At 58.6% G+C, this 18,732-nt stretch carries 19 protein-coding genes and 1 other RNA gene; 4 read left to right on the forward strand and 16 right to left on the reverse strand.

Annotation, left to right across the window (positions count from 1 at the left end):
* Nucleotides 1-2: 2 nt before the first annotated feature.
* From AWB64_RS03300 to tyrS, 3 genes are read right to left on the reverse strand one after another with little or no spacing between them, the layout of a single operon-like run.
* Nucleotides 3-665, reverse strand: coding sequence for a histidine phosphatase family protein (locus AWB64_RS03300; RefSeq protein WP_060817222.1), 663 nt, complete (start codon nt 663-665; stop codon nt 3-5).
* A gap of 47 nt (nt 666-712) precedes the next feature.
* On the reverse strand, nt 713-1,171 hold the full coding sequence (gene dtd, locus AWB64_RS03305) for a D-aminoacyl-tRNA deacylase (protein ID WP_060817223.1): 459 nt from the start codon (nt 1,169-1,171) through the stop codon (nt 713-715).
* A 4-nt stretch (nt 1,172-1,175) separates the two neighbouring features.
* On the reverse strand, nt 1,176-2,432 hold the full coding sequence (gene tyrS / locus AWB64_RS03310; RefSeq protein ID WP_060817224.1) for a tyrosine--tRNA ligase: 1,257 nt from the start codon (nt 2,430-2,432) through the stop codon (nt 1,176-1,178).
* A 405-nt stretch (nt 2,433-2,837) separates the two neighbouring features.
* Between tyrS and AWB64_RS03315 the strand changes: the two genes are divergently transcribed.
* On the forward strand, nt 2,838-3,971 hold the full coding sequence (locus AWB64_RS03315; RefSeq protein WP_374728603.1) for an anhydro-N-acetylmuramic acid kinase: 1,134 nt from the start codon (nt 2,838-2,840) through the stop codon (nt 3,969-3,971).
* 109 nt (nt 3,972-4,080) lie between these two features.
* Here the strand turns inward: AWB64_RS03315 and erpA are convergent, their stop codons facing one another.
* From erpA to rplM, 3 genes are all read right to left on the reverse strand, one after another.
* The gene (gene erpA, locus AWB64_RS03320; protein WP_031357523.1) at nt 4,081-4,446 is read right to left on the reverse strand and encodes an iron-sulfur cluster insertion protein ErpA; all 366 of its coding nucleotides are present in this window, start codon (nt 4,444-4,446) and stop codon (nt 4,081-4,083) included.
* 233 nt (nt 4,447-4,679) lie between these two features.
* Entirely contained in the window at nt 4,680-5,072 is a 393-nt protein-coding gene (rpsI, locus tag AWB64_RS03325; protein WP_056355701.1) for a 30S ribosomal protein S9, read from the reverse strand.
* 11 nt (nt 5,073-5,083) lie between these two features.
* Nucleotides 5,084-5,512, reverse strand: a complete 429-nt coding sequence (gene rplM / locus AWB64_RS03330; RefSeq protein ID WP_031357525.1) for a 50S ribosomal protein L13 — start codon at nt 5,510-5,512, stop codon at nt 5,084-5,086.
* A gap of 646 nt (nt 5,513-6,158) precedes the next feature.
* Here rplM and AWB64_RS03335 point away from each other — a divergent pair.
* Nucleotides 6,159-6,581, forward strand: a complete 423-nt coding sequence (locus AWB64_RS03335; protein ID WP_060817225.1) for an OsmC family protein — start codon at nt 6,159-6,161, stop codon at nt 6,579-6,581.
* Nucleotides 6,582-6,643: 62 nt separating this feature from the next.
* On the opposite strand, the gene rnpB is transcribed toward AWB64_RS03335, so the two are convergent.
* The 3 genes from rnpB to pyrC form a co-directional block, all read right to left on the reverse strand.
* An RNA gene (gene rnpB, locus AWB64_RS03340) (RNase P RNA component class A) lies at nt 6,644-7,061 on the reverse strand.
* 44 nt (nt 7,062-7,105) lie between these two features.
* On the reverse strand, nt 7,106-7,960 hold the full coding sequence (locus AWB64_RS03345) for a DUF3025 domain-containing protein (protein WP_082850355.1): 855 nt from the start codon (nt 7,958-7,960) through the stop codon (nt 7,106-7,108).
* A 34-nt stretch (nt 7,961-7,994) separates the two neighbouring features.
* Nucleotides 7,995-9,089, reverse strand: a complete 1,095-nt coding sequence (pyrC, locus tag AWB64_RS03350; protein ID WP_060817738.1) for a dihydroorotase — start codon at nt 9,087-9,089, stop codon at nt 7,995-7,997.
* Nucleotides 9,090-9,336: 247 nt separating this feature from the next.
* On the opposite strand from pyrC, the gene AWB64_RS03355 reads away from it, so the two are divergent.
* Complete coding sequence (locus AWB64_RS03355; protein ID WP_075643232.1) at nt 9,337-10,239, forward strand: class II glutamine amidotransferase; 903 nt, start codon at nt 9,337-9,339, stop codon at nt 10,237-10,239.
* Nucleotides 10,240-10,298: 59 nt separating this feature from the next.
* Nucleotides 10,299-10,643 (forward strand): YegP family protein, encoded by a 345-nt coding sequence (locus tag AWB64_RS03360; RefSeq protein ID WP_060817226.1) that lies wholly within the window; start codon nt 10,299-10,301, stop codon nt 10,641-10,643.
* Nucleotides 10,644-10,729: 86 nt separating this feature from the next.
* On the opposite strand, the gene AWB64_RS03365 is transcribed toward AWB64_RS03360, so the two are convergent.
* From AWB64_RS03365 to AWB64_RS03395, 7 genes are all read right to left on the reverse strand, one after another.
* On the reverse strand, nt 10,730-11,455 hold the full coding sequence (locus AWB64_RS03365) for an amino acid ABC transporter ATP-binding protein (RefSeq protein WP_060817227.1): 726 nt from the start codon (nt 11,453-11,455) through the stop codon (nt 10,730-10,732).
* Nucleotides 11,452-12,129 carry a glutamate/aspartate ABC transporter permease GltK gene (gene gltK, locus AWB64_RS03370; RefSeq protein ID WP_060817228.1) on the reverse strand — a complete coding sequence of 226 codons (678 nt, stop codon included), beginning with the start codon at nt 12,127-12,129 and terminating at the stop codon, nt 11,452-11,454. The genes AWB64_RS03365 and gltK overlap by 4 nt, the downstream gene beginning before the upstream one ends.
* A complete protein-coding gene (locus AWB64_RS03375; protein WP_060817229.1) occupies nt 12,129-12,869 on the reverse strand; it encodes an amino acid ABC transporter permease in 741 nt (246 codons plus the stop codon). The genes gltK and AWB64_RS03375 overlap by 1 nt, the downstream gene beginning before the upstream one ends.
* 70 nt (nt 12,870-12,939) lie before the next feature.
* The gene (locus AWB64_RS03380) at nt 12,940-13,833 is read right to left on the reverse strand and encodes a glutamate/aspartate ABC transporter substrate-binding protein (protein ID WP_060817230.1); all 894 of its coding nucleotides are present in this window, start codon (nt 13,831-13,833) and stop codon (nt 12,940-12,942) included.
* A 279-nt stretch (nt 13,834-14,112) separates the two neighbouring features.
* Complete coding sequence (locus AWB64_RS03385) at nt 14,113-15,429, reverse strand: Glu/Leu/Phe/Val family dehydrogenase (protein WP_060817231.1); 1,317 nt, start codon at nt 15,427-15,429, stop codon at nt 14,113-14,115.
* A gap of 109 nt (nt 15,430-15,538) precedes the next feature.
* Complete coding sequence (locus AWB64_RS03390) at nt 15,539-16,507, reverse strand: LysR family transcriptional regulator (protein WP_060817232.1); 969 nt, start codon at nt 16,505-16,507, stop codon at nt 15,539-15,541.
* A gap of 262 nt (nt 16,508-16,769) precedes the next feature.
* On the reverse strand, nt 16,770-18,644 hold the full coding sequence (locus tag AWB64_RS03395) for an ABCB family ABC transporter ATP-binding protein/permease (protein WP_060817740.1): 1,875 nt from the start codon (nt 18,642-18,644) through the stop codon (nt 16,770-16,772).
* Nucleotides 18,645-18,732 lie beyond the last annotated feature (88 nt).

The raw sequence follows: 18,732 nt of genomic DNA on the forward strand, positions 1-18,732 counted from the left end.
CTTTAGCGCGGCACTTCCTTAAGGTCGTCGTCGCTGCTGGGCGCCGCAAGGTGAGCCACGTCGCCCCATGACACGACCTTCGCCTGGCCGTTCTCAAAGTCCACAACGTTGATGCTCGTGTTCAGCAGCAGCCAGTCACGCGGCGCCTCCAGCGGGATTTCGCGGGCAAATCGATAAATACAGTCAAGCACGCCGCCATGTGCGACACACGCAATCCGTCCACCCGGATGCGCGGCCACGATCGGTTCAATTGCGTTCAGCACGCGCCGCGAAAATTCCCGCTGAGACTCTCCGCCAGGAGGCGTGAAGTCGGGGTCGTGACTTTGCCAAACCGCATGTTCGGCAGGAAATCTGGCGAGGATTTCGGCGCTGTCGTAACCTTGAAAGTCACCGTACCAACGTTCGCGCAAACCTTCGTTCAGCTTCAGCGATAAACCAAGCGCATCGGCAAAGGGCTTGGCCGTTTGCCGCGCTCGCTGAAGGTCACTGGAATACACAGCGTCAAGGCGCGCTCCGGTTTGCGACTCCTGCAGCAGGCGTTGAGCGAGTTGCCCGGCCTGAGCAACCCCGCTCGCGGCAAGCGGAATATCAATATGTCCCTGAATCCGCTTGATGCGGTTCCAGTCAGTCTCGCCGTGCCTGATAAATAGGACTTGCGTGGTCATCGGGATTCCAAAGGATGCGTCGGAGCTAGTCAGCGCAAAGAGTGAACTCAGGCGCGCACCTGCAGCCAGAACGTGACTGGCCCGTCGTTGACCAGAGACACTTGCATGTCGGCGCCGAATTCACCCGTTTCGACAATCGGATGCGCGGCGCGCGCCTGTGAGACAAAATAGTCGAAGAGCCTTCGGCCTTCTTCAGGTGGCGCTGCGGGCGTGAAGCTTGGCCGCAAGCCGCTGGATGTATCGGCGGCGAGCGTGAATTGCGATACCAGCAACACGCCGCCGGCACGCCCGGTTCCGTCGATGTCACTTACGGGCAGATTCATCTTGCCCGCTGCGTCGCTGAAAATCCGGTACGCCAGCATCTTTGCCAGCAGCTTGTCGGCCAACGCCGGCGTGTCGCCTCGTTCGGCGCATACAAGCGCCAGCAGGCCTGCGTCGATTGCCCCTGTCACACGGCCGCGCACGTGAACATCGGCGCGCAGGACGCGCTGGATGAGCGCAATCACGTGCTCAAGCCGTCAGCGTGACGCGCGCGAAGCGGCGCTTGCCCACTTGCACGACAAACTCACCGGCGTCGATTTTCAGGCCTTTGTCCGACACGGTCGCGCCGTCGATCTTCACCCCGCCTTGTTCGATATTGCGCAGCGCTTCGCTTGTCGATGGAACCAGTCCCGCCTGCTTCAGCAGTTGTCCAACCGCGAGCGGCGCGCCGCTCAGCGTCACCGATGCAATCTCGTCCGGCACCCCGCCCTTCGCACGGTGATTGAAGTCTTCGAGCGCACGCTCGGCATCCGCCGGCGAGTGGAACCGCGAGACGATTTCCTGCCCAAGCAGCACCTTGAAATCGCGCGGATTACGCCCGCCTTCAGACTCGCTCTTGAATCGCGCGATCTCGTCCATGCTTCTGAACGACAGCAGTTCGAAATAGCGCCACATGAGCGTGTCGGAAATGCTCATGAGCTTGCCGAACATGTCAGTAGGCTTCTCGCTGATACCGATGTAGTTGTGCTTCGACTTCGACATCTTTTCAACGCCATCCAGCCCTTCAAGCAGCGGCATGGTCAAAATGCATTGCTGTTCCTGGCCGTACTGCTTTTGCAACTCGCGTCCGACCAGCAGGTTGAACTTCTGGTCCGTGCCGCCGAGTTCCAGATCCGCGTTCAACGCCACCGAGTCATATCCCTGCATGAGCGGATAGAGCAACTCATGAATTGAAATGGGCATGCCGCCCTGATAACGCTTGGTGAAATCCTCACGCTCCAGAATGCGCGCCACGGTATAACGTGACGCCAACTTGATCATGCCGTCGGCGCCAAGCGGCATCGACCATTCGCTGTTGTAGCGAATCTCGGTCTTCTCGCGGTCCAGGACCAGCGCGGCCTGTTCGAAATAGGTCTTGGCGTTGGATTCGATCTGTTCACGCGTGAGCGGCGGACGCGTGGCGTTACGCCCCGACGGATCGCCAATAAGCGACGTGAAATCGCCGATCAAAAAAATGACCGTGTGACCGAGGTCCTGCAACTGGCGCATCTTGTTCAGCACGACGGTATGGCCGATGTGAATGTCCGGCGCGGTCGGGTCGAGGCCAAGCTTGATACGCAGCGGCTTGCCGCTCAAGGCGCTGCGCGCGAGTTTCTGCGCGAACTCCGCTTCAATGAGCAGCTCGTCGCAACCCCGTTTGGCGACGGCAAGCGCAGCCTGCACTTCGTCGGTAAGGGGTAAGGTTTTCGCAGCCGAAGCCGGAGAGTCGTTCGGTTCTGTGGTCATGCCTGCAACTTTTCGGGTGATTTATTCGGGATGCGGGCTTACGCGCATCGGGCAATGGTCGCGGCGCCCGGGCCCTTGCCTGCGGTCGGCAAGCTCGGGAATCAGCGCGGCTTTCGCTTGGTTCAGGCATCGGATTTTACGTTATGTCGTGCGCCTTCGCCCCGTTTTCCCCTTTGCGTTAGCCATTCGGCCATGTTTTATGCGCGAGATCTGCGAACGTGGACTCCAAAAACATGGCCGAATGGCTAACGTCCCGGTGAACGGCTTAACGGGCTGCTTTGATGTGTGGATAATCCATCCATGGCGGCCATTTTGACCGCAGGAGTCAAGCGTTGATTGCCCGAGCGGCTCACGCGACAACTCGCATCGAAAAGGAGAGGCAACGTGGCGCGACGTACCGAGGCAGTGGCAACAGAGGGCGCAGCGAACGGCGTGTACTTCGGGCTGATGTCAGGCACGAGCATGGACGGCGTGGACGGTGTCGCGGTGCAATTTATGGCCGGCCAGCCGCCTGTGGTGCTGGGCGAGGCGCATGTGGGATTCTCGGAAGGGCTGCGTGAAGCGCTTTTCGCGCTTCAGGCTCCCGGCGAGAACGAACTCGAACGTGAAGCGCTGGCAGCAAATGCGCTGGCTACGCGTTACGCGGTCTGCTGTCACGAACTCGCGAGCATGAGCGGTCAGTCGGCCGCGAAAGTCCGCGCGATCGGCGTCCACGGGCAGACGGTACGGCATCGCCCGGAAAAGGGTTACACGCGGCAAATCAACAATCCGGCGTTACTGGCCGAGATGACGAACATTGACATAGTCGCGGACTTTCGCAGTCGCGACGTCGCGGCTGGCGGCCAGGGTGCACCACTCGTTCCCGCATTTCACGCGACTATTTTTGGTTCGAAAAATGAAACGCGCGTCGTGTGCAACCTGGGCGGCATCAGCAATATCACCGTTCTTTCGGCGGATGGCGGAGTATATGGATTTGATTGCGGACCGGCCAATGCGCTGCTCGACGAATGGGCGTACCGCCATCTGAATCGTCCCTTCGACGAAGGCGGCCATTTCGCATCGCAAGGACAAGTGCATCGACCGCTGCTGAATGCCTTGCTCGACGAACCGTTCTTCGAGCAGCGGCCGCCGAAAAGCACTGGGCGCGATCTCTTCAACCCCGCATGGCTCGATGCCAAACTCGTCGGATTCGAGCAGGTGTCGCCTGCCGACGTACAGGCAACGCTCGTTTCCCTGACGGCAATCACCATTGCACGTGAAATCGAACGGCATGCATCCGATTGTCGTGCGGTCTACGTCTGCGGCGGTGGTGCACGCAATCCGGTACTTATGAATGCAATCCAGCAAGCGCTCGCCGAGACCGGCGTTTCCGGCGTTCCTGTCATGACCACAGACGCACTCGGTGTTCCGCCACAGCAGGTCGAAGCGCTGGCGTTCGCATGGTTGGCAATGCGGTGCATGGCGCGTGAAGCCGGGAATGTGGCGGCAGTCACGGGTGCCGCGGGTGAACGCGTTCTAGGGGCGATTTATCCGCGCTGAGTTGAAAAAAAGGCATCACGAATGGCGCCATCGGCTTTGGCTGTAAAAACAAAACGGAGCCCGAAGGCTCCGTTTCACCATGACATCTGACCGCGTATTACGATCGAAATCAGGCCGAAAATGACGATCCACAACCACACGTGCTGGTTGCATTTGGATTCTTGATCACGAATTGCGCGCCGTTCAGGTCGTCCTTGTAATCGATCTCTGCGCCAACAAGGTACTGATAGCTCATTGAATCGATCAAAAGTTGCACGCCGGCCTTGTCCATGACGGTGTCGTCTTCGTTGATGGCCTCGTCGAACGTAAAGCCATACTGGAAGCCCGAACAGCCGCCGCCTTGCACGAACACGCGCAGCTTCAGCTCCGGATTGCCTTCTTCGTCGATCAGTTGCTTGACCTTGTCAGCGGCTGCGTCCGTGAAGACGAACGGCAACGGCATTTCGGTCGTGGGGGTGTCGGTGACAGCGTTCATTCGAACTCTCCAAAAAAGCTTCTAGTGCCTATTGTAGGGCTGATCTCAATATCGTGCTGGAAGCCCATGTAATCAATAGGCTATCGCGCCACACTATCTCGATTTCACTATCGGCAGGTTGGAGCCATGAAGTTCGAACAATATGCTGCGCAAACGAAAAAAGCCGCCAGCGCAAACACGCAGGCAGCTTTTTGAGCGATTTCGCCGCAATAGCGACGAAACAGCCAGACAGCTTAACGCTTCGAGAATTGTTTCCGGCGACGTGCCTTGTGGAAACCAACCTTCTTACGTTCGACTTCACGAGCGTCGCGGGTAACGAAGCCTGCTTGCGACAGCGTAGGCTTGAGCGTTGCGTCGTAGTCCATCAGCGCGCGCGTGATGCCATGGCGAACTGCACCCGCCTGCCCCGTTTCACCGCCGCCGTTCACGTTGACCTTGATGTCGAACGTGGTGGCGTGGCTCGTCAGTTCGAGCGGCTGGCGCACGATCATCAGCGACGTTTCGCGCGAGAAATAATCAGCAATGGGCTTGCCATTGACAATGATCTCGCCCGTACCGGACTTGATGAACACGCGGGCAACGGCGCTCTTGCGGCGGCCCGTACCGTAATTCCAATTACCGATCATATGGGCTCCCTTTAGATCTCGAGCGCTTTAGGCTGTTGAGCCGTATGCGGATGCGTTGCGCCAGCGTAGACCTTGAGCTTCTTGATCATAGCGTAGCCGAGCGGACCTTTCGGCAACATGCCCTTAACAGCTTTCTCGAACGCGCGGCCCGGGAAGCGTTCTTGCATCTTGTTGAACGTCGTTTCGTAGATGCCGCCCGGATAGCCCGAGTGACGGTAGTACTTCTTGTCAGTACCCTTGTTGCCCGTGACGCGCAACTTGCTGGCGTTGATGATGACGATGAAATCGCCAGTGTCGACGTGCGGGGTGAACTCGGGTTTGTGCTTGCCGCGAAGTCGGGCGGCCACTTCACTGGCGACACGTCCGAGAACCTTATCCGTCGCGTCAATCACGTACCATTCACGCGTCACCTCATGGGCTTTTGCGGAAAACGTCTTCATGATCGATCCAAAAAATAATTCTGCCCTGCTTTGTCCCGCTTGTATGTTCGTGCGCATCGAGGCGCGTGCGGGCTCTCCCTGGTTCTCGTCCGCGGGCATGGTGCGGATAGAGAACTTTGAATTATAAGGGAAATTTCAATCCGAAGTCAAAACAACGAAATACGGCCGACGAACAAGCCGAAAATGTCGTCGGCCCAAGGGCGTTTTCTGGTTTCCTCCGCTCCCGCGGCCAACACAAGCGTAGAAATGAAGGCGAAAAAAAGCCCGAGCCTTGGGCTCGGGCTGAATCCACCTAGGAGGAGGTGGAGGAGACAGGAGGAAGTATATGAACTGGGTTTGTGCAAAGCAAGTAAATTTGCATTGTGAGATTGAATTTCATAATGCAAAATAACGAAATTAACGTATCAACCCGTAATTTTCTTTTGAAATCAATTGCTTGATTCGAACATCCAAGTGATGATTCGCATAGACGACTTACAGTACACCCTATTGAAAGTAGGGAAATCCCCCGATTTATCTGCCAGATCGCACCGCAGCACCTGCGCTCGAACGACGAAAAGGAAACGCCAGCGTCAATTCCCACAATCGGCTAAAACGCTACAATCAGCACGAATAGATGCGTGCCGTACGGCACTGGAGTTTTCTCATGGAATGCAAAGTTAGCTGGATGGGACAAGATGGAATGGCGTTCGCTGCGGAAACGGGCAGCGGACATCTGGTGACAATGGACGGTGCGCCCGAGGGCGGCGGCCGTAACCTGTCGCCGCGTCCCATGGAAATGGTCTTGCTTGGCACGGGCGGCTGCACCGCGTATGACGTGGTGATGATCCTGAAGAAAAGCCGGCAGGAAGTGGTCGGTTGCTCGGTTTCGCTCAAGGCCGAGCGCGCAAGCGAGGACCCGAAAATCTTCACCAAGATCCATTTTCATTTTACGGTGACAGGCAAGAACCTGAATCCGGCGACCGTTGAGCGCGCGATCACACTTTCGCACGACAAATACTGTTCGGCGTCGATCATGCTTGCCAAAACGGCCGAACTGACGCATTCGTTCGATATTGTCGCGAGCTGAAAAAGCGCGGAAACAACGAAAAAAGCCGGCGTTGCTCTGACGCCGGCTTTCTTTTTAAATAGTCACAAAGCAGGCCGATAAGCCGGATTCTGTGCGCCCGCAACGCCCGAAAGCGTCACGCGCGTGGCAGCCATTCCTCTAGTCGCGCCATTGCTGACGCGCTCAAGCTCCCTACCCGCAGACGAGACGGAGGCACCGTCCTGCATCTCGAAGATGCGCGCCTGCCTACTTGGAATTGCTCCGGGTGGAGGTTACCGTGCCGGTCTGCCTTGCAGCAGCCGCGGTGCGCTCTTACCGCACCGTTTCACCCTTACCTGATCCCCGGACTTACGCCCGGGGCCATCGGCGGTTTGCTTTCTGTTGCCCTGTTCCGCGTGTCGCCACGGATGGCCGTTAGCCATCACCCTGCCTGTTGGAGTCCGGACTTTCCTCGCCCTCCCCGGCCGAAACCGGATCAGCCGCGACTGCCTGGCCTGCTTTGCGGCATCGATTTTAACATGCGCCAACCGCGCTCATTGCGCCTATCAAGCCCGCAAACGGCGGCCCGCACGGAATACCCGGGGGTCATCGTAAAAAGAATGCGCTTCGTTTTCCGGCCACCATCCGGGAACGCCCAGCACGGGCAGCGGCGTGAAGCATCGGCTGGAGATGGCTTCGGTTTTGAGGCGCTCCGATACTTCACGGTCCAGAATGGCGCGGCGTTCGGTATCGGCGGCGAGGAAATACGCCGGCTCGACTTCTACGATCCACGCGTGTCCCGTGCACGCCTTGTATGGCGCGATCAGTTTTTCCAGCAGCGCATGGCCGAAAATCCGCGCTTCGCACGCGCGCCCCCATGCAGTCCGATGTCCGATAAACACCGCCCGCCAATCGAAAGCGCGCAGCGCCGCCGCGAGCGCCGGGTCAGCGCAGGCGAGCAACACCGCGTTTTCATCGAAGAGTGTCAGAGCGTCGCGAGCGGCACCGCGTATTGGACCGATGCCCAGCGCATCGATTTCCGCGGCCTGGCGCGCGTTCAGCGCCGCCTTGATGCGCGGATACTGGAACCACATCGCGCCGTTGAAGAAGTCGTGCAGGTTATGGCGCGTCGGCACGCAGCCGGTCGCCGCAATATGTCCTTCATACGACGCTCCCGCCGGCAGTTGGTCCTGCGCAATAAAGGACAGCGGCTTGTCGCGCCCGGTCATGCGAGGTTCGGTACGCGCGTCGGCGTTCAGCGTGCTCAGATAGGCTGGATAACTTTCGAGCGCTGCTTTCTGCCAGCGTTGACCGCGATGGGCCAACGGCGAAAGCCACGCGCGTGACCAGTCGATGTCATCGAATCCCGGCATCGCGCGGGAACCGGACGGTTGCTCCGATGGATTTGCCGGACTGGACATTCAACAAACTCCACAGCCATAAGCGCGGTTCGCCTTAAACCAGCCGCCAGCCTATGGATTCACCGCCGCCCAGCGGAACGATTTCGTGGTCGCCGGCCATGAATTCGGCGGGCAACGTCCATTGCTCGCGTTGCAGCGTGATTTGCTCGGTAGCGCGCGGCAGGCCATAAAAATCCGCGCCGTGAAAACTTGCAAAACCTTCGAGCTTGTCGAGCGCGCCGGCTTGATCGAAGGCCTGGGTGTACAACTCGAGCGCGTGCAGCGCCGTATAGCAGCCCGCGCAACCGCAAGCGTGCTCCTTCAACCCCTTCGCGTGCGGCGCGCTGTCCGTGCCGAGAAAGAATCGCGGATTCCCGGAAGTAGCCGCCGCCACCAACGCCAGGCGATGCGTCTCGCGCTTCAAGACCGGCAAGCAGTAGTAATGCGGCCGGATCCCGCCAACAAACAGCGCATTGCGGTTGTACAGCAGATGATGCGCGGTCAGCGTGGCGCCGGTCGGGCCGTCGGCGTCGCGGACATAATCAGCGGCGTCCTTGGTCGTGATGTGCTCGAACACCACCTTCAGCGCCGGGAAATCGCGACGCAACGGCGTCATTACGCGATCGATAAACACTTTCTCCCGATCGAACATATCGATAGCCGGGTCAGTCACCTCGCCATGCACCAGAAGCGGCAAATCATGCTCCTGCATCGCTTCGAGCGTTTTTGCGCACTTTGCAATGCTGGTCACGCCGGCATCGGAATTCGTCGTTGCACCTGCCGGATAAAGCTTCACGCCGTGGACAAAACCGCTTTCACGCGCGCGGCGGATTTCGTCGGGCGGGGTGTTGTCGGTGAGATAAAGCGTCATCAGCGGTTCGAACCGCGCGCCTGGACCGTCCTTTGGCAACGCGGCGAGAATCCGTCCGCGATACGCCGCCGCCATTTCGGTTGTCGTGACCGGCGGGCGCAGGTTCGGCATGATGATCGCGCGGCCGAACTGGCGCGCGGTGTGCGGCAGGACTGCGGCGAGCACGGCGCCGTCACGCACATGCAAATGCCAGTCATCGGGACGGGCAAGCGTCACGGAATGAGCGGAATCACCGGAAGCGGCGGGCAACGCAGACGAAGAGGAAGCAGAAGCGGACATTGGCGTAATGACGATGGAATAATCGGATGACGAAAACGGGATCGGGCTCGCGGCAACCACGTGACTTTCTTGATGAACCGCTCAAACCGGTAACTTTGCCTCGCCGCCGGCACCCGCACCGTGGAAAATCAACAACGATGCCGCCAGCGGCCCGACGCTGCGATTTTTTGGCAGTTTCGTCGGTGCTATGCTTTGGATACTCGTATTGTAACGGGTAGCTCCATTCACCTAGTCTGCAGCCTCAGCAATGTGCCAACTTCTCGGAATGAACTGCGCGGAACCCACGGACGTGACTTTTTCGTTCACCGGGTTCGCGGCGCGCGGCGGCGTGACCGACCATCACGCGGACGGCTGGGGCATTGCATTCTTCGAAGATAAGGCGTGCCGGCTTTTTATCGACCATCAGTCGTCGGCGAGTTCTCCGCTCGCCGAGATGGTGAAACGTTATCCGATCAAGTCCAAGAATACGATCGCGCATATCCGCAAGGCCACGCAAGGGCACATCCTGCTTGAAAACTGCCATCCGTTCATGCGTGAGCTGTGGGGCCGGCACTGGATTTTTGCGCACAATGGCGACCTGCAGGATTACAAGCCCTGTCTGAACGGACAGTATCAGCCGGTCGGCACAACGGACAGTGAACTCGCGTTCTGCGCATTGCTGCAAGGACTGCGCCGCGAATTTCCCGGCTGCCAGCCGCCGCTCGAAGAACTCTTTGCCGCGCTCGAAAAGCTGACGGGGGAAATCACGCAATTCGGCGTGTTCAACTTCCTGATGTCGAATGGACAGGCGCTGTTCTCGCATTGCTCGACGCATTTGTACTATCTGGTGCGAAGCTGGCCGTTCTCGACCGCGCATTTGATCGACGCCGACATGTCGATCGATTTTGCGAAATACACCACGCCGGAAGACCGCGTGGCGGTCATCGCAACGTCACCGCTGACCGACGACGAAATCTGGACCCGCTTCAAACCGGGCGATCTCGCGTTGTTCCAGCATGGCGCGTTGCTAAAAACGGTCAACGTGCCGGTGCCGGCTGACGTGGCGGAGAAAGCGCGCGAACCGTTGTGCAAGGTGTGCGTTGAATCGGTGCTGCGCGCCGATGCCATCGAGACGACTGCCGACATGGAGACCGAACTCGGCATTGAATAGCATTACGCGTTGAGAATAACCTGCATTCACGCTCGTTCCACTCATAGGGAGCACATGCCATGTCAGGAAAGTTCGTCATCGACAAAGCCCGCAACGGCCAGTTCTATTTCAATCTGCGCGCCGCCAACGGCGAGTCCATCCTTAAAAGCGAAATGTATGTCACGCGGGCTTCCGCGGAACACGGCATTGCGTCGGTCAAGGCTAATGCGTTGATCGAGGAACGTTATGAGCGCAAGACCGATAAAAGCGGCGCGCCGTACTTCAACCTGAAAGCGGGAAATCACGAAATCATTGGCGTGAGCGAGGCGTATAGCAGCGCGTCGGCTCGCGATGCCGGAATCGAATCCGTGAAGAAAAACGCTGCGGACGCGGTGACGCAGGACAACACGAAAGCGCACGAATAAAAAGGCCGTTCCAACATGAGTTGAGAACGGCCTTTCGCCATGCGCGCATGCGCCGGAGCCTGAGAAGGCTCCGGGCACGCGGATTTTCAATGCAGGATCTTCGCCAAAAAGTCCTTGGCCCGATCCGATCTCGGATTTTCGAAGAACGCTTCCTTCTTGTCGTCTTCGACAATCAGTCCGCGATCCATGAAGATCACCCGATGCGCCACCTTCTTCGCAAAGCCCATTTCGTGCGTCACGCACATCATGGTCATGCCTTCCTGCGCGAGTTCGACCATCACGTCGAGCACTTCGTTGATCATTTCCGGGTCGAGCGCGGACGTGGGTTCGTCGAAGAGCATGGCGATCGGATCCATCGATAATGCCCGCGCAATCGCCACACGCTGCTGCTGACCGCCCGACAACTGGCCGGGGAATTTATCGGCATGAGCGGCAAGGCCCACGCGATCGAGCAGCTTCAAACCCTTCGCCGTCGCTTCATCCTTCGAACGCCCAAGCACCTTGATCTGCGCCAGCGTCAAATTCTGCACGATCGACAAATGCGGAAACAGCTCGAAGTGCTGGAACACCATTCCGACCTTCGCACGCAGCTTCGACAGATTGGTTTTCTTGTCGCCGATCGATTGACCGTTGATGCTGATCTCGCCCTTCTGAAACGGCTCGAGTCCGTTCACGGTCTTGATCAGCGTCGACTTGCCCGAACCCGAAGGTCCGCACACCACCACCACTTCGCCCTTTTTGACTTCCGTCGTGCAATCGGTGAGCACTTGGAACGGGCCATACCACTTCGAAACATTCTTGAGTGAGATCATCGAGCGACCTTTTTCTGAAGACTTTTGACCAGACCGGATGCGGCCAGGCACACCACGAAATAACAGGCGCCGGCGAACAACACCATTTCGACGGTCGTGCCGTCGCGGTCACCCACGTTCGTCGCCGTGCGGAAAAAATCCGCCAGGCTGATCACATATACAAGCGACGTATCCTGGAACAACACGATCGCCTGCGTGAGCAGGAGCGGCACCATTGCGCGAAACGCCTGCGGCAGGATGATGAGTTTCATCGACTGCATGTAGGTCATGCCGAGCGCGAATGCCGCATTCACCTGACCGCGCGACACCGCCTGAATGCCCGCGCGAATGATCTCCGAATAGTACGCAGCCTCGAAAAGCGAGAACGCGACCATGGCGGAAGCCAGGCGAATATCGACTTCCGCCGACAAACCCAGCACATTTTGCAGGAATTGCGGCACGATCAAAAAGAACCACAGCAAAACCATGACGAGCGGTATTGAGCGAAACAGCGTGACGTAGCCTTTCGCGAACCATTCGAGCGGCTTGATGCCCGAAAGACGCAGCAACGCGAGCACCGTGCCCCACAAGATGCCGACCACCAGCGCGAGCAGCGTGATCTTGAAGGTGATGATCGCGCCGGTCCAAAGCGTAGGCAGCGAACTGATGACGCTGCTCCAGTTGAAATGATGCATTACTTGCCTCCAATGTAGCCGGGCAGCCGGGTCTTCGCTTCCACCCAGCGCATCAGTTGCATGACGACCAGATTGATCAGCATGTAGGCAAGCGTCACGGCAATGAACGACTCATAAGATTGCGCGGTGTAATCGACGAGTTGGCGTGCCTGCGCCGACAGTTCAAGCAAGCCGATGGTGGACGCTACCGCCGAGTTCTTGAACACGTTCAGGAACTCGGAGGTCAATGGCGGCACGATGATCCGGTAAGCAACCGGCATCAAGACGTACCGATACGTCTGCCATTCGGTGAAGCCCATTGCGAGGCCCGCTGCGCGCTGTCCGCGCGGCAACGTGGCAATGCCCGAACGCACTTGCTCGCACACGCGAGCACCCGTGAACAGCCCGAGACACACAATGGATGAGGTATAGAACTGCACGTTGGGCGGCAGTTGCTTGAACCAGTTGCCGATGGACGGCGGCAGCAATTCGGGTATGACGAGATACCAGATGAAGAACTGTACGAGCAGCGGAATATTGCGAAAGATCGCGACATACACCGTGCCGATGCCAGCGAGCTTGCGATTGGGCACCGTGCGCAGAATGCCGAACAGCGAACCCACGACGAGCGCCACGACCCATGAAGCAAGCGATACGGTCACGGTCACCCAGAAACCGGAAATAAGCCAGCCGAGATACGTGGTCGGCTCACCGGTCGAGACGGGGCTTAGAAAAACGCCCCAGTTCCAGTGGTAGGACATGGACTCCCTCCAAAAGAAAACGGAAGAAGCAGCGCTCCTTCCGTTTCCATCAATCCAGACGTGATCGAGATTAGTCGATAGCCTTGTCGTTCGGGCTCTTGAAAAGCGCCTTCATGTCGTCGCTTTCCGGGAAGTTCAGGTTCAGGCCCTTCGGCGGAATCGGGCTTTCGAACCACTTCTTGTAGATCTTGTCGCCTTCGCCCGAAGTTTCTACTTTGGCGATGGCGTCGTCGACCACCTTCTTGAACTCCGGATCGTTCTTGCGCAGCATGCAGCCATACGCTTCACGCGATTGCGGCGTACCGACAATCACGAAGTCGCCCGGGTTGCTCGACTTCGCGCGTTCGCCGGCCAGCAACGCGTCGTCCATCATGAAAGCAACGGCGCGTCCCGTCGACAGCGTCAAAAACGAATCGCCGTGATCTTTCGCGCTGATGATGTTCATGCCCATGTTCTTGTCCTGGTTCATCTTGCGAAGCAGGCGCTCGGACGTGGTGCCCGCGGTCGTCACGACCGTCTTGCCCTTCAGGTCGGCGAAGTCCTTGATCCCCGAATCCTTCTTGGTCATCAGGCGCGTGCTGATCACGAAGATGGTGTTGGAGAACGCGACTTGTTGCTGACGTTCAAGGTTGTTCGTGGTCGAGCCGCACTCCAGGTCGATCTGGTTACCCGTCACGAGCAGCAGGCGGTTTTGCGACGTCACCGACTTCTGCTGGATCTTCAGGTTCGGCATGTTGAGCTTTTCCTTGACGGCGTCGACCACCTTCAAGGCAAACTCGTAGGAATAACCGATGACTTGCTGCTTGTCGTCGTAATACGAAAACGGAATCGACGATTCACGGAAACCCAGGTAGATATTTCCGGAATCCTTGATCTTCTTGAGCGTATCGTTGTTCTGGGCTTGTGCACCTGAGGCGAAAACACCCAGTGCTGCGAGAAGCAGTGCGGCTTTTTTAAACTTCATGGTTTTGATCTCCTTGAAAACGGGGCAATTTTAGCAGGGTAATAAATTTGAAAGAATGAATGTTGTCCACACTTGCTAATTTTGAGACACCCGCTGTACGCCTTGCGCAGCGCGCACTTTAACGACTTTTCCGCCGTTTTGCTTTGTCTCTTTTATTCTTTTTCGTCTTACGCGAAAAACCCGGCGCGTCGTTCAGGACGTCACCGGGCATTCGGAGTTTTATTGCACTAGCAAGGCTTCATGAAAGCCGCCGCTCGCAAACGTTCTCAGCCGCCGAAATCATGGATAAAGACCGCGCATTTCACGCGCTTGAAGAATCCGCGTACACGCCACAATAAATGCCGCCGTGCGCACGGATACGTTGTGCTCGCTTGCAACAGTCCACACCGCCGCGAACGCTTCGCGCATCACGCGTTCGAGACGCTGGTTGATTTCGTCCTCGGTCCAGAAGAAGCTCGAGAAATCCTGAACCCATTCGAAGTACGAAACCGTCACACCGCCCGCATTCGCCACCACGTCGGGGATCACGAGAATGCCTTTGTCGTGGAGTATGTCGTCGGCGGCGGTCGTGGTCGGGCCGTTTGCGCCTTCGACCACGATCTTCGTGCGAATCTTCGGCGCGTTTTCTTCCGTGATCTGGCCTTCGAGCGCGGCCGGAATCAGAATGTCGCTTTCGATGGTCCAGAATTCGTCCTTGCCGATCACATCCGCGCCTTCGAAGCCGCTGACGCCGCCATGCTTCGCCACATGATCGAAAAGCGCGACTGCGTCGATACCCGACGATTTGTAGAGCGAACCGGTGTGGTCCTGCACCGCGACCACTTTCGCGCCGGCCTCCTGGAACAGACGCGCCGCGATCCCGCCGACGTTGCCGAAACCCTGCACGGCGACCCGCGCGCCTTCGATGTCAAAGCCAATCCGCCGCGCCGCTTCCGCGCCGACCACGAACACGCCGCGTCCCGTGGCTTCCTTGCGGCCGAGCGAACCGCCGAGCGAGATTGGCTTGCCGGTCACCACGCCCGTTGCCGTCTGGCCCTGGTTCATGGAGTACGTGTCCATCATCCACGCCATGATCTGTTCGTTCGTGTTGACGTCCGGCGCGGGGATATCCTGATTCGGCCCGATGATGATGCCGATCTCACTCGTGTAACGACGGGTCAGGCGTTCGAGTTCGCCACGCGACAGCGTGCGCGGATCGACACGAATACCGCCTTTCGCGCCGCCGTACGGCACGTTCACCGCCGCGTTCTTAACAGACATCCACGCCGACAGCGCCATTACTTCGGAGAGCGTCACGTCCTGGTGATATCGGACGCCGCCTTTGCCCGGTCCACGCGACATGTTGTGTTGCACCCGATAGCCTTCGAAGTGCGTGACCGTGCCGTTATCGAGTTCGATGGGGCAATCGACAATCAGGATGCGCTTCGGGCGCTTGAGGGTTTCGATCCAGCGCGACAGGGAGCCGAGATACGGCGCCACACGATCGACTTGCTGAAGATAGTTGCCCCAGGGGCCGAGATGGGAAGAATCGAGGTAGGACGGAATAGCGTGCTGAACAGCGGCGACAGGATGGTGTTCTTGTTGCGGCGAAGACATTGAAGCTCCAACGTTGTGTGGAATAGCTTCATTGTCGAAAATTCGCTTATTGAAATCCAATGCCGTTTCATCATTGCGTCATGTTTTTCTTGCATAACGCCTGAAACCCTTATGGAGACTGGGTTTCGGTTGACCGCGCGATCTCCTCGCCGACCGCCTCCCAGAGATTGCGCATCAGCGCCTGGCGCGGGTCGTCGCCCTTTGACGCCATCTTGTCACGATACAAACGGATCTCCATGGTCAGCGTGAACTGACCCGCCGGCGTGCCGCGTGTTCCCCGGTCGAGGCGGATCAGCAGGCCTTCGTCGACTTCATTGGCGACCGCGCTGTGCGGCAGGAATGCCACGCCGTGGCCAGCGAGTGTCATGGCCTTGAGGCCTTCGGCCATGTCGGTTTCGTAGACCTTCTCAAGATAAAGCCGGGCCGGCGATGTGGCGATGATCACCTCCGTCATGCGCCCAAGGTACGCGTTAGGCGTGTACGAGAGATAGGGGATGAGTGCATCGGCAGCGCCGGGCAATATATGGCGCGCCCGCCCACCTTTGTTCACCGATGAAAACGGGCTGATCAATTCGGTACCGAGCGTAAGCATGTCGTAGCGTGCGGGATCGAGTGCGACCGGGTGGCTCGGATGGTGATAGCCCATCACCAGATCGCATCCGCCTTCCACCAGCGACAAAACCGCGTCATGCACATTGAGCGCGCGCAGGCGGGTGTTGATGCGCCCCAGCCGCGCTTCGATGTGCTGCAGCCATCGTGGGAAGTAGGTCAGCGAAAGCGTGTGAGGCACCGCGAAGTCGATGGTCGCGTCGGGCACGCCAGTCTGCCCGCGCAAGAGCGTGCGCGCCTCGTGAAACTGCGAGAGCATTGCGAGCGCCTGTTCGTAAAAGACCTGGCCGGCTTGCGTGAGGCGCGTCGGATACACCGAGCGGTCGATCAGATCCGTGCCGAGCCACGCTTCCAGCGCCTGGATGCGGCGCGAGAACGCCGGTTGCGTGATATGCCGCAGTTCAGCCGACCGGCTGAAACTGCGCGTCTCCGCGAGAGAGACGAAATCTTCGAGCCATTTCAGTTCCATGCGGCGCCTTCGGGCTGGTTGGGGTGCGTCGCGGACGCATCGGCATTTTATCGTCGCACCTGAAACGCCCGCACCATTGTCACGCTGGCCGCACACGGCCGGTGCTGCGCCGCGAGTTTTTTATCTGCCGATGATCGTGGGCATGACTAAGGAACGTACCGGAAGCTATCAGGTAGGATCTGCGACGTTCGGTGTGCTAGCGGTGATTGCGTCTGGGTCTGTGCTTGCGTTGCGTATTCAGTGGCTGCGATGCGGCTCGCCTTCATGCGCGCACCGCTTCCGCCGAATCAGCCGGTTCCGCCGCCCTCTGCTGCTGCAACGCCCACATCTGCGAGAAAAGGCCACCAGCGCGCACCAGTTCCGCGTGCGTGCCGCGCTCCACAATCCGTCCGTGATCCATCACGATGATCTGCTGCGCGTGCACGACCGTCGATAACCGGTGCGCAATAATCAGCGTCGTGCGCTCCCGCGCAATCAGATCGAGTTCGTGCTGGATCGCGCGCTCGGATTTCGAATCGAGGGCGGAGGTGGCTTCGTCGAAGATCAGAATCGGCGGGTTCTTCAACACGGTCCGCGCAATCGCCACGCGCTGCTTTTCCCCGCCCGACAGCTTCAATCCGCGCTCGCCGACCGGTGTTTCGTAGCCCGCCGGCAAACTCTCGATGAAGTCGTGAATATGCGCCGCGCGCGCGGCCGCGATCACTTCGTCGCGGGAAGCGGAAGGACGGCCATACGCAATGTTGTAGTAGATCGAATCATTGAAGAGCACTGTATCCTGCGGCACGATGCCAATCGCCGCGCGCAGCGAATCCTGCGTGATGTCGCGAATATCCTGGCCATCCAGCAGGATGCGTCCGCCTTGCTCGCGGTCGAGATCGTAGAAGCGGAAAAGCAAACGGCCCAGCGTGGACTTGCCCGAACCACTGTGGCCGACGACCGCCGTCGTGGTGCCGGCTGGAATGGTGAAGTCGATGTCATGCAGGATCGGCCGCGAGCTTTCATAGGAAAAGCTCACCTTCTCAAAGCGCACTTGCGCGCCGGTGACGGAAAGCGGCAACGCGTCCGGCGCATCGGGCACTTCGCGTCCGGCGCCGAGCAGCGTGAACATGCGGTCCATGTCGGTGAGACTCTGCTTCAGTTCGCGATACACCACGCCCAAAAAATTCAGCGGAATATACAACTGCAGCATGAAGGTGTTGATCAGCACCAGATCGCCGAGCGTAAGACGTCCTGCAATCACGCCTTGCGTCGCGCGCCACAAAATAAACACCAGTCCGGTGCCAATAATGAATTGCTGCCCGAAGTTAAGCACCGACAAAGACCGCTGCGAACGAATCGCCGCCGCGCGATAACGCAGCAGATTTTCGTCGTAGCGCTGCGCTTCCCATTCTTCATTGCCGAAATACTTCACTGTTTCGTAGTTCAGCAACGAATCGATGGCGCGCGAATTCGCCTTTGAATCCAGATCGTTCATCGTGCGCCGGAAATGCGTGCGCCATTCGGTGAGCTTGATGGTGAAGACCACGTAAGTCACGAGCGCGATCAATGTGACGACGGCGTAATACGCTTCGTATTTCGTGACGAAAAATCCAAGCACGAGGCCAACTTCAACCAGCGTGGGCAGAATGCTGTAGAGCGAATATGAAACGAGTTGCTGAATGCCGCGCGTGCCGCGTTCAATATCGCGCGACATGCCGCCGGTTTGACGTTCGAGATGAAACCGCAGCGACAACGAATGCAGATGCCGGAACACTTTCAGCGCGAGTTGGCGCACCGCGCTTTCCGTGACTTTGGCGAAGAGGATTTCGCGCAGTTCGGTGAAAAGCGACGTCGACAACCTCACGACTGCATATGCCACCACGAGCAATCCCACGCCGCTCACAAGGATGATCGCCGCCGAATCCTGCGCACGTCCAAGCGCGGTCAGATGCTGAATGGAACTGAGGCTGTCGATGACCTTCTTCATCACGATAGGCACGCCCAGATTCGCCACCTTCGCGCCGATCAAGCACGTCAATGCGAACGCAACGCGCCATTTGTACGTGGTGAGATACGGCAGCAACGAGCGGATCGTCTGCCAGTCGTTGCGCGGACCTTGGACAAGTGGAACAGGTTCGGAGGGTGAATTGCGGCGCATGAATTTGAGGTCTGCAGAAGTCCACGTCGCCTCGCGAAACAAAACGAAACGACGTCGGACACACGATGTATCGCGGGCGGGCGCCCGT

This window comes from Caballeronia sordidicola (assembly GCF_001544455.2).
Lineage (GTDB): Bacteria > Pseudomonadota > Gammaproteobacteria > Burkholderiales > Burkholderiaceae > Caballeronia > Caballeronia sordidicola.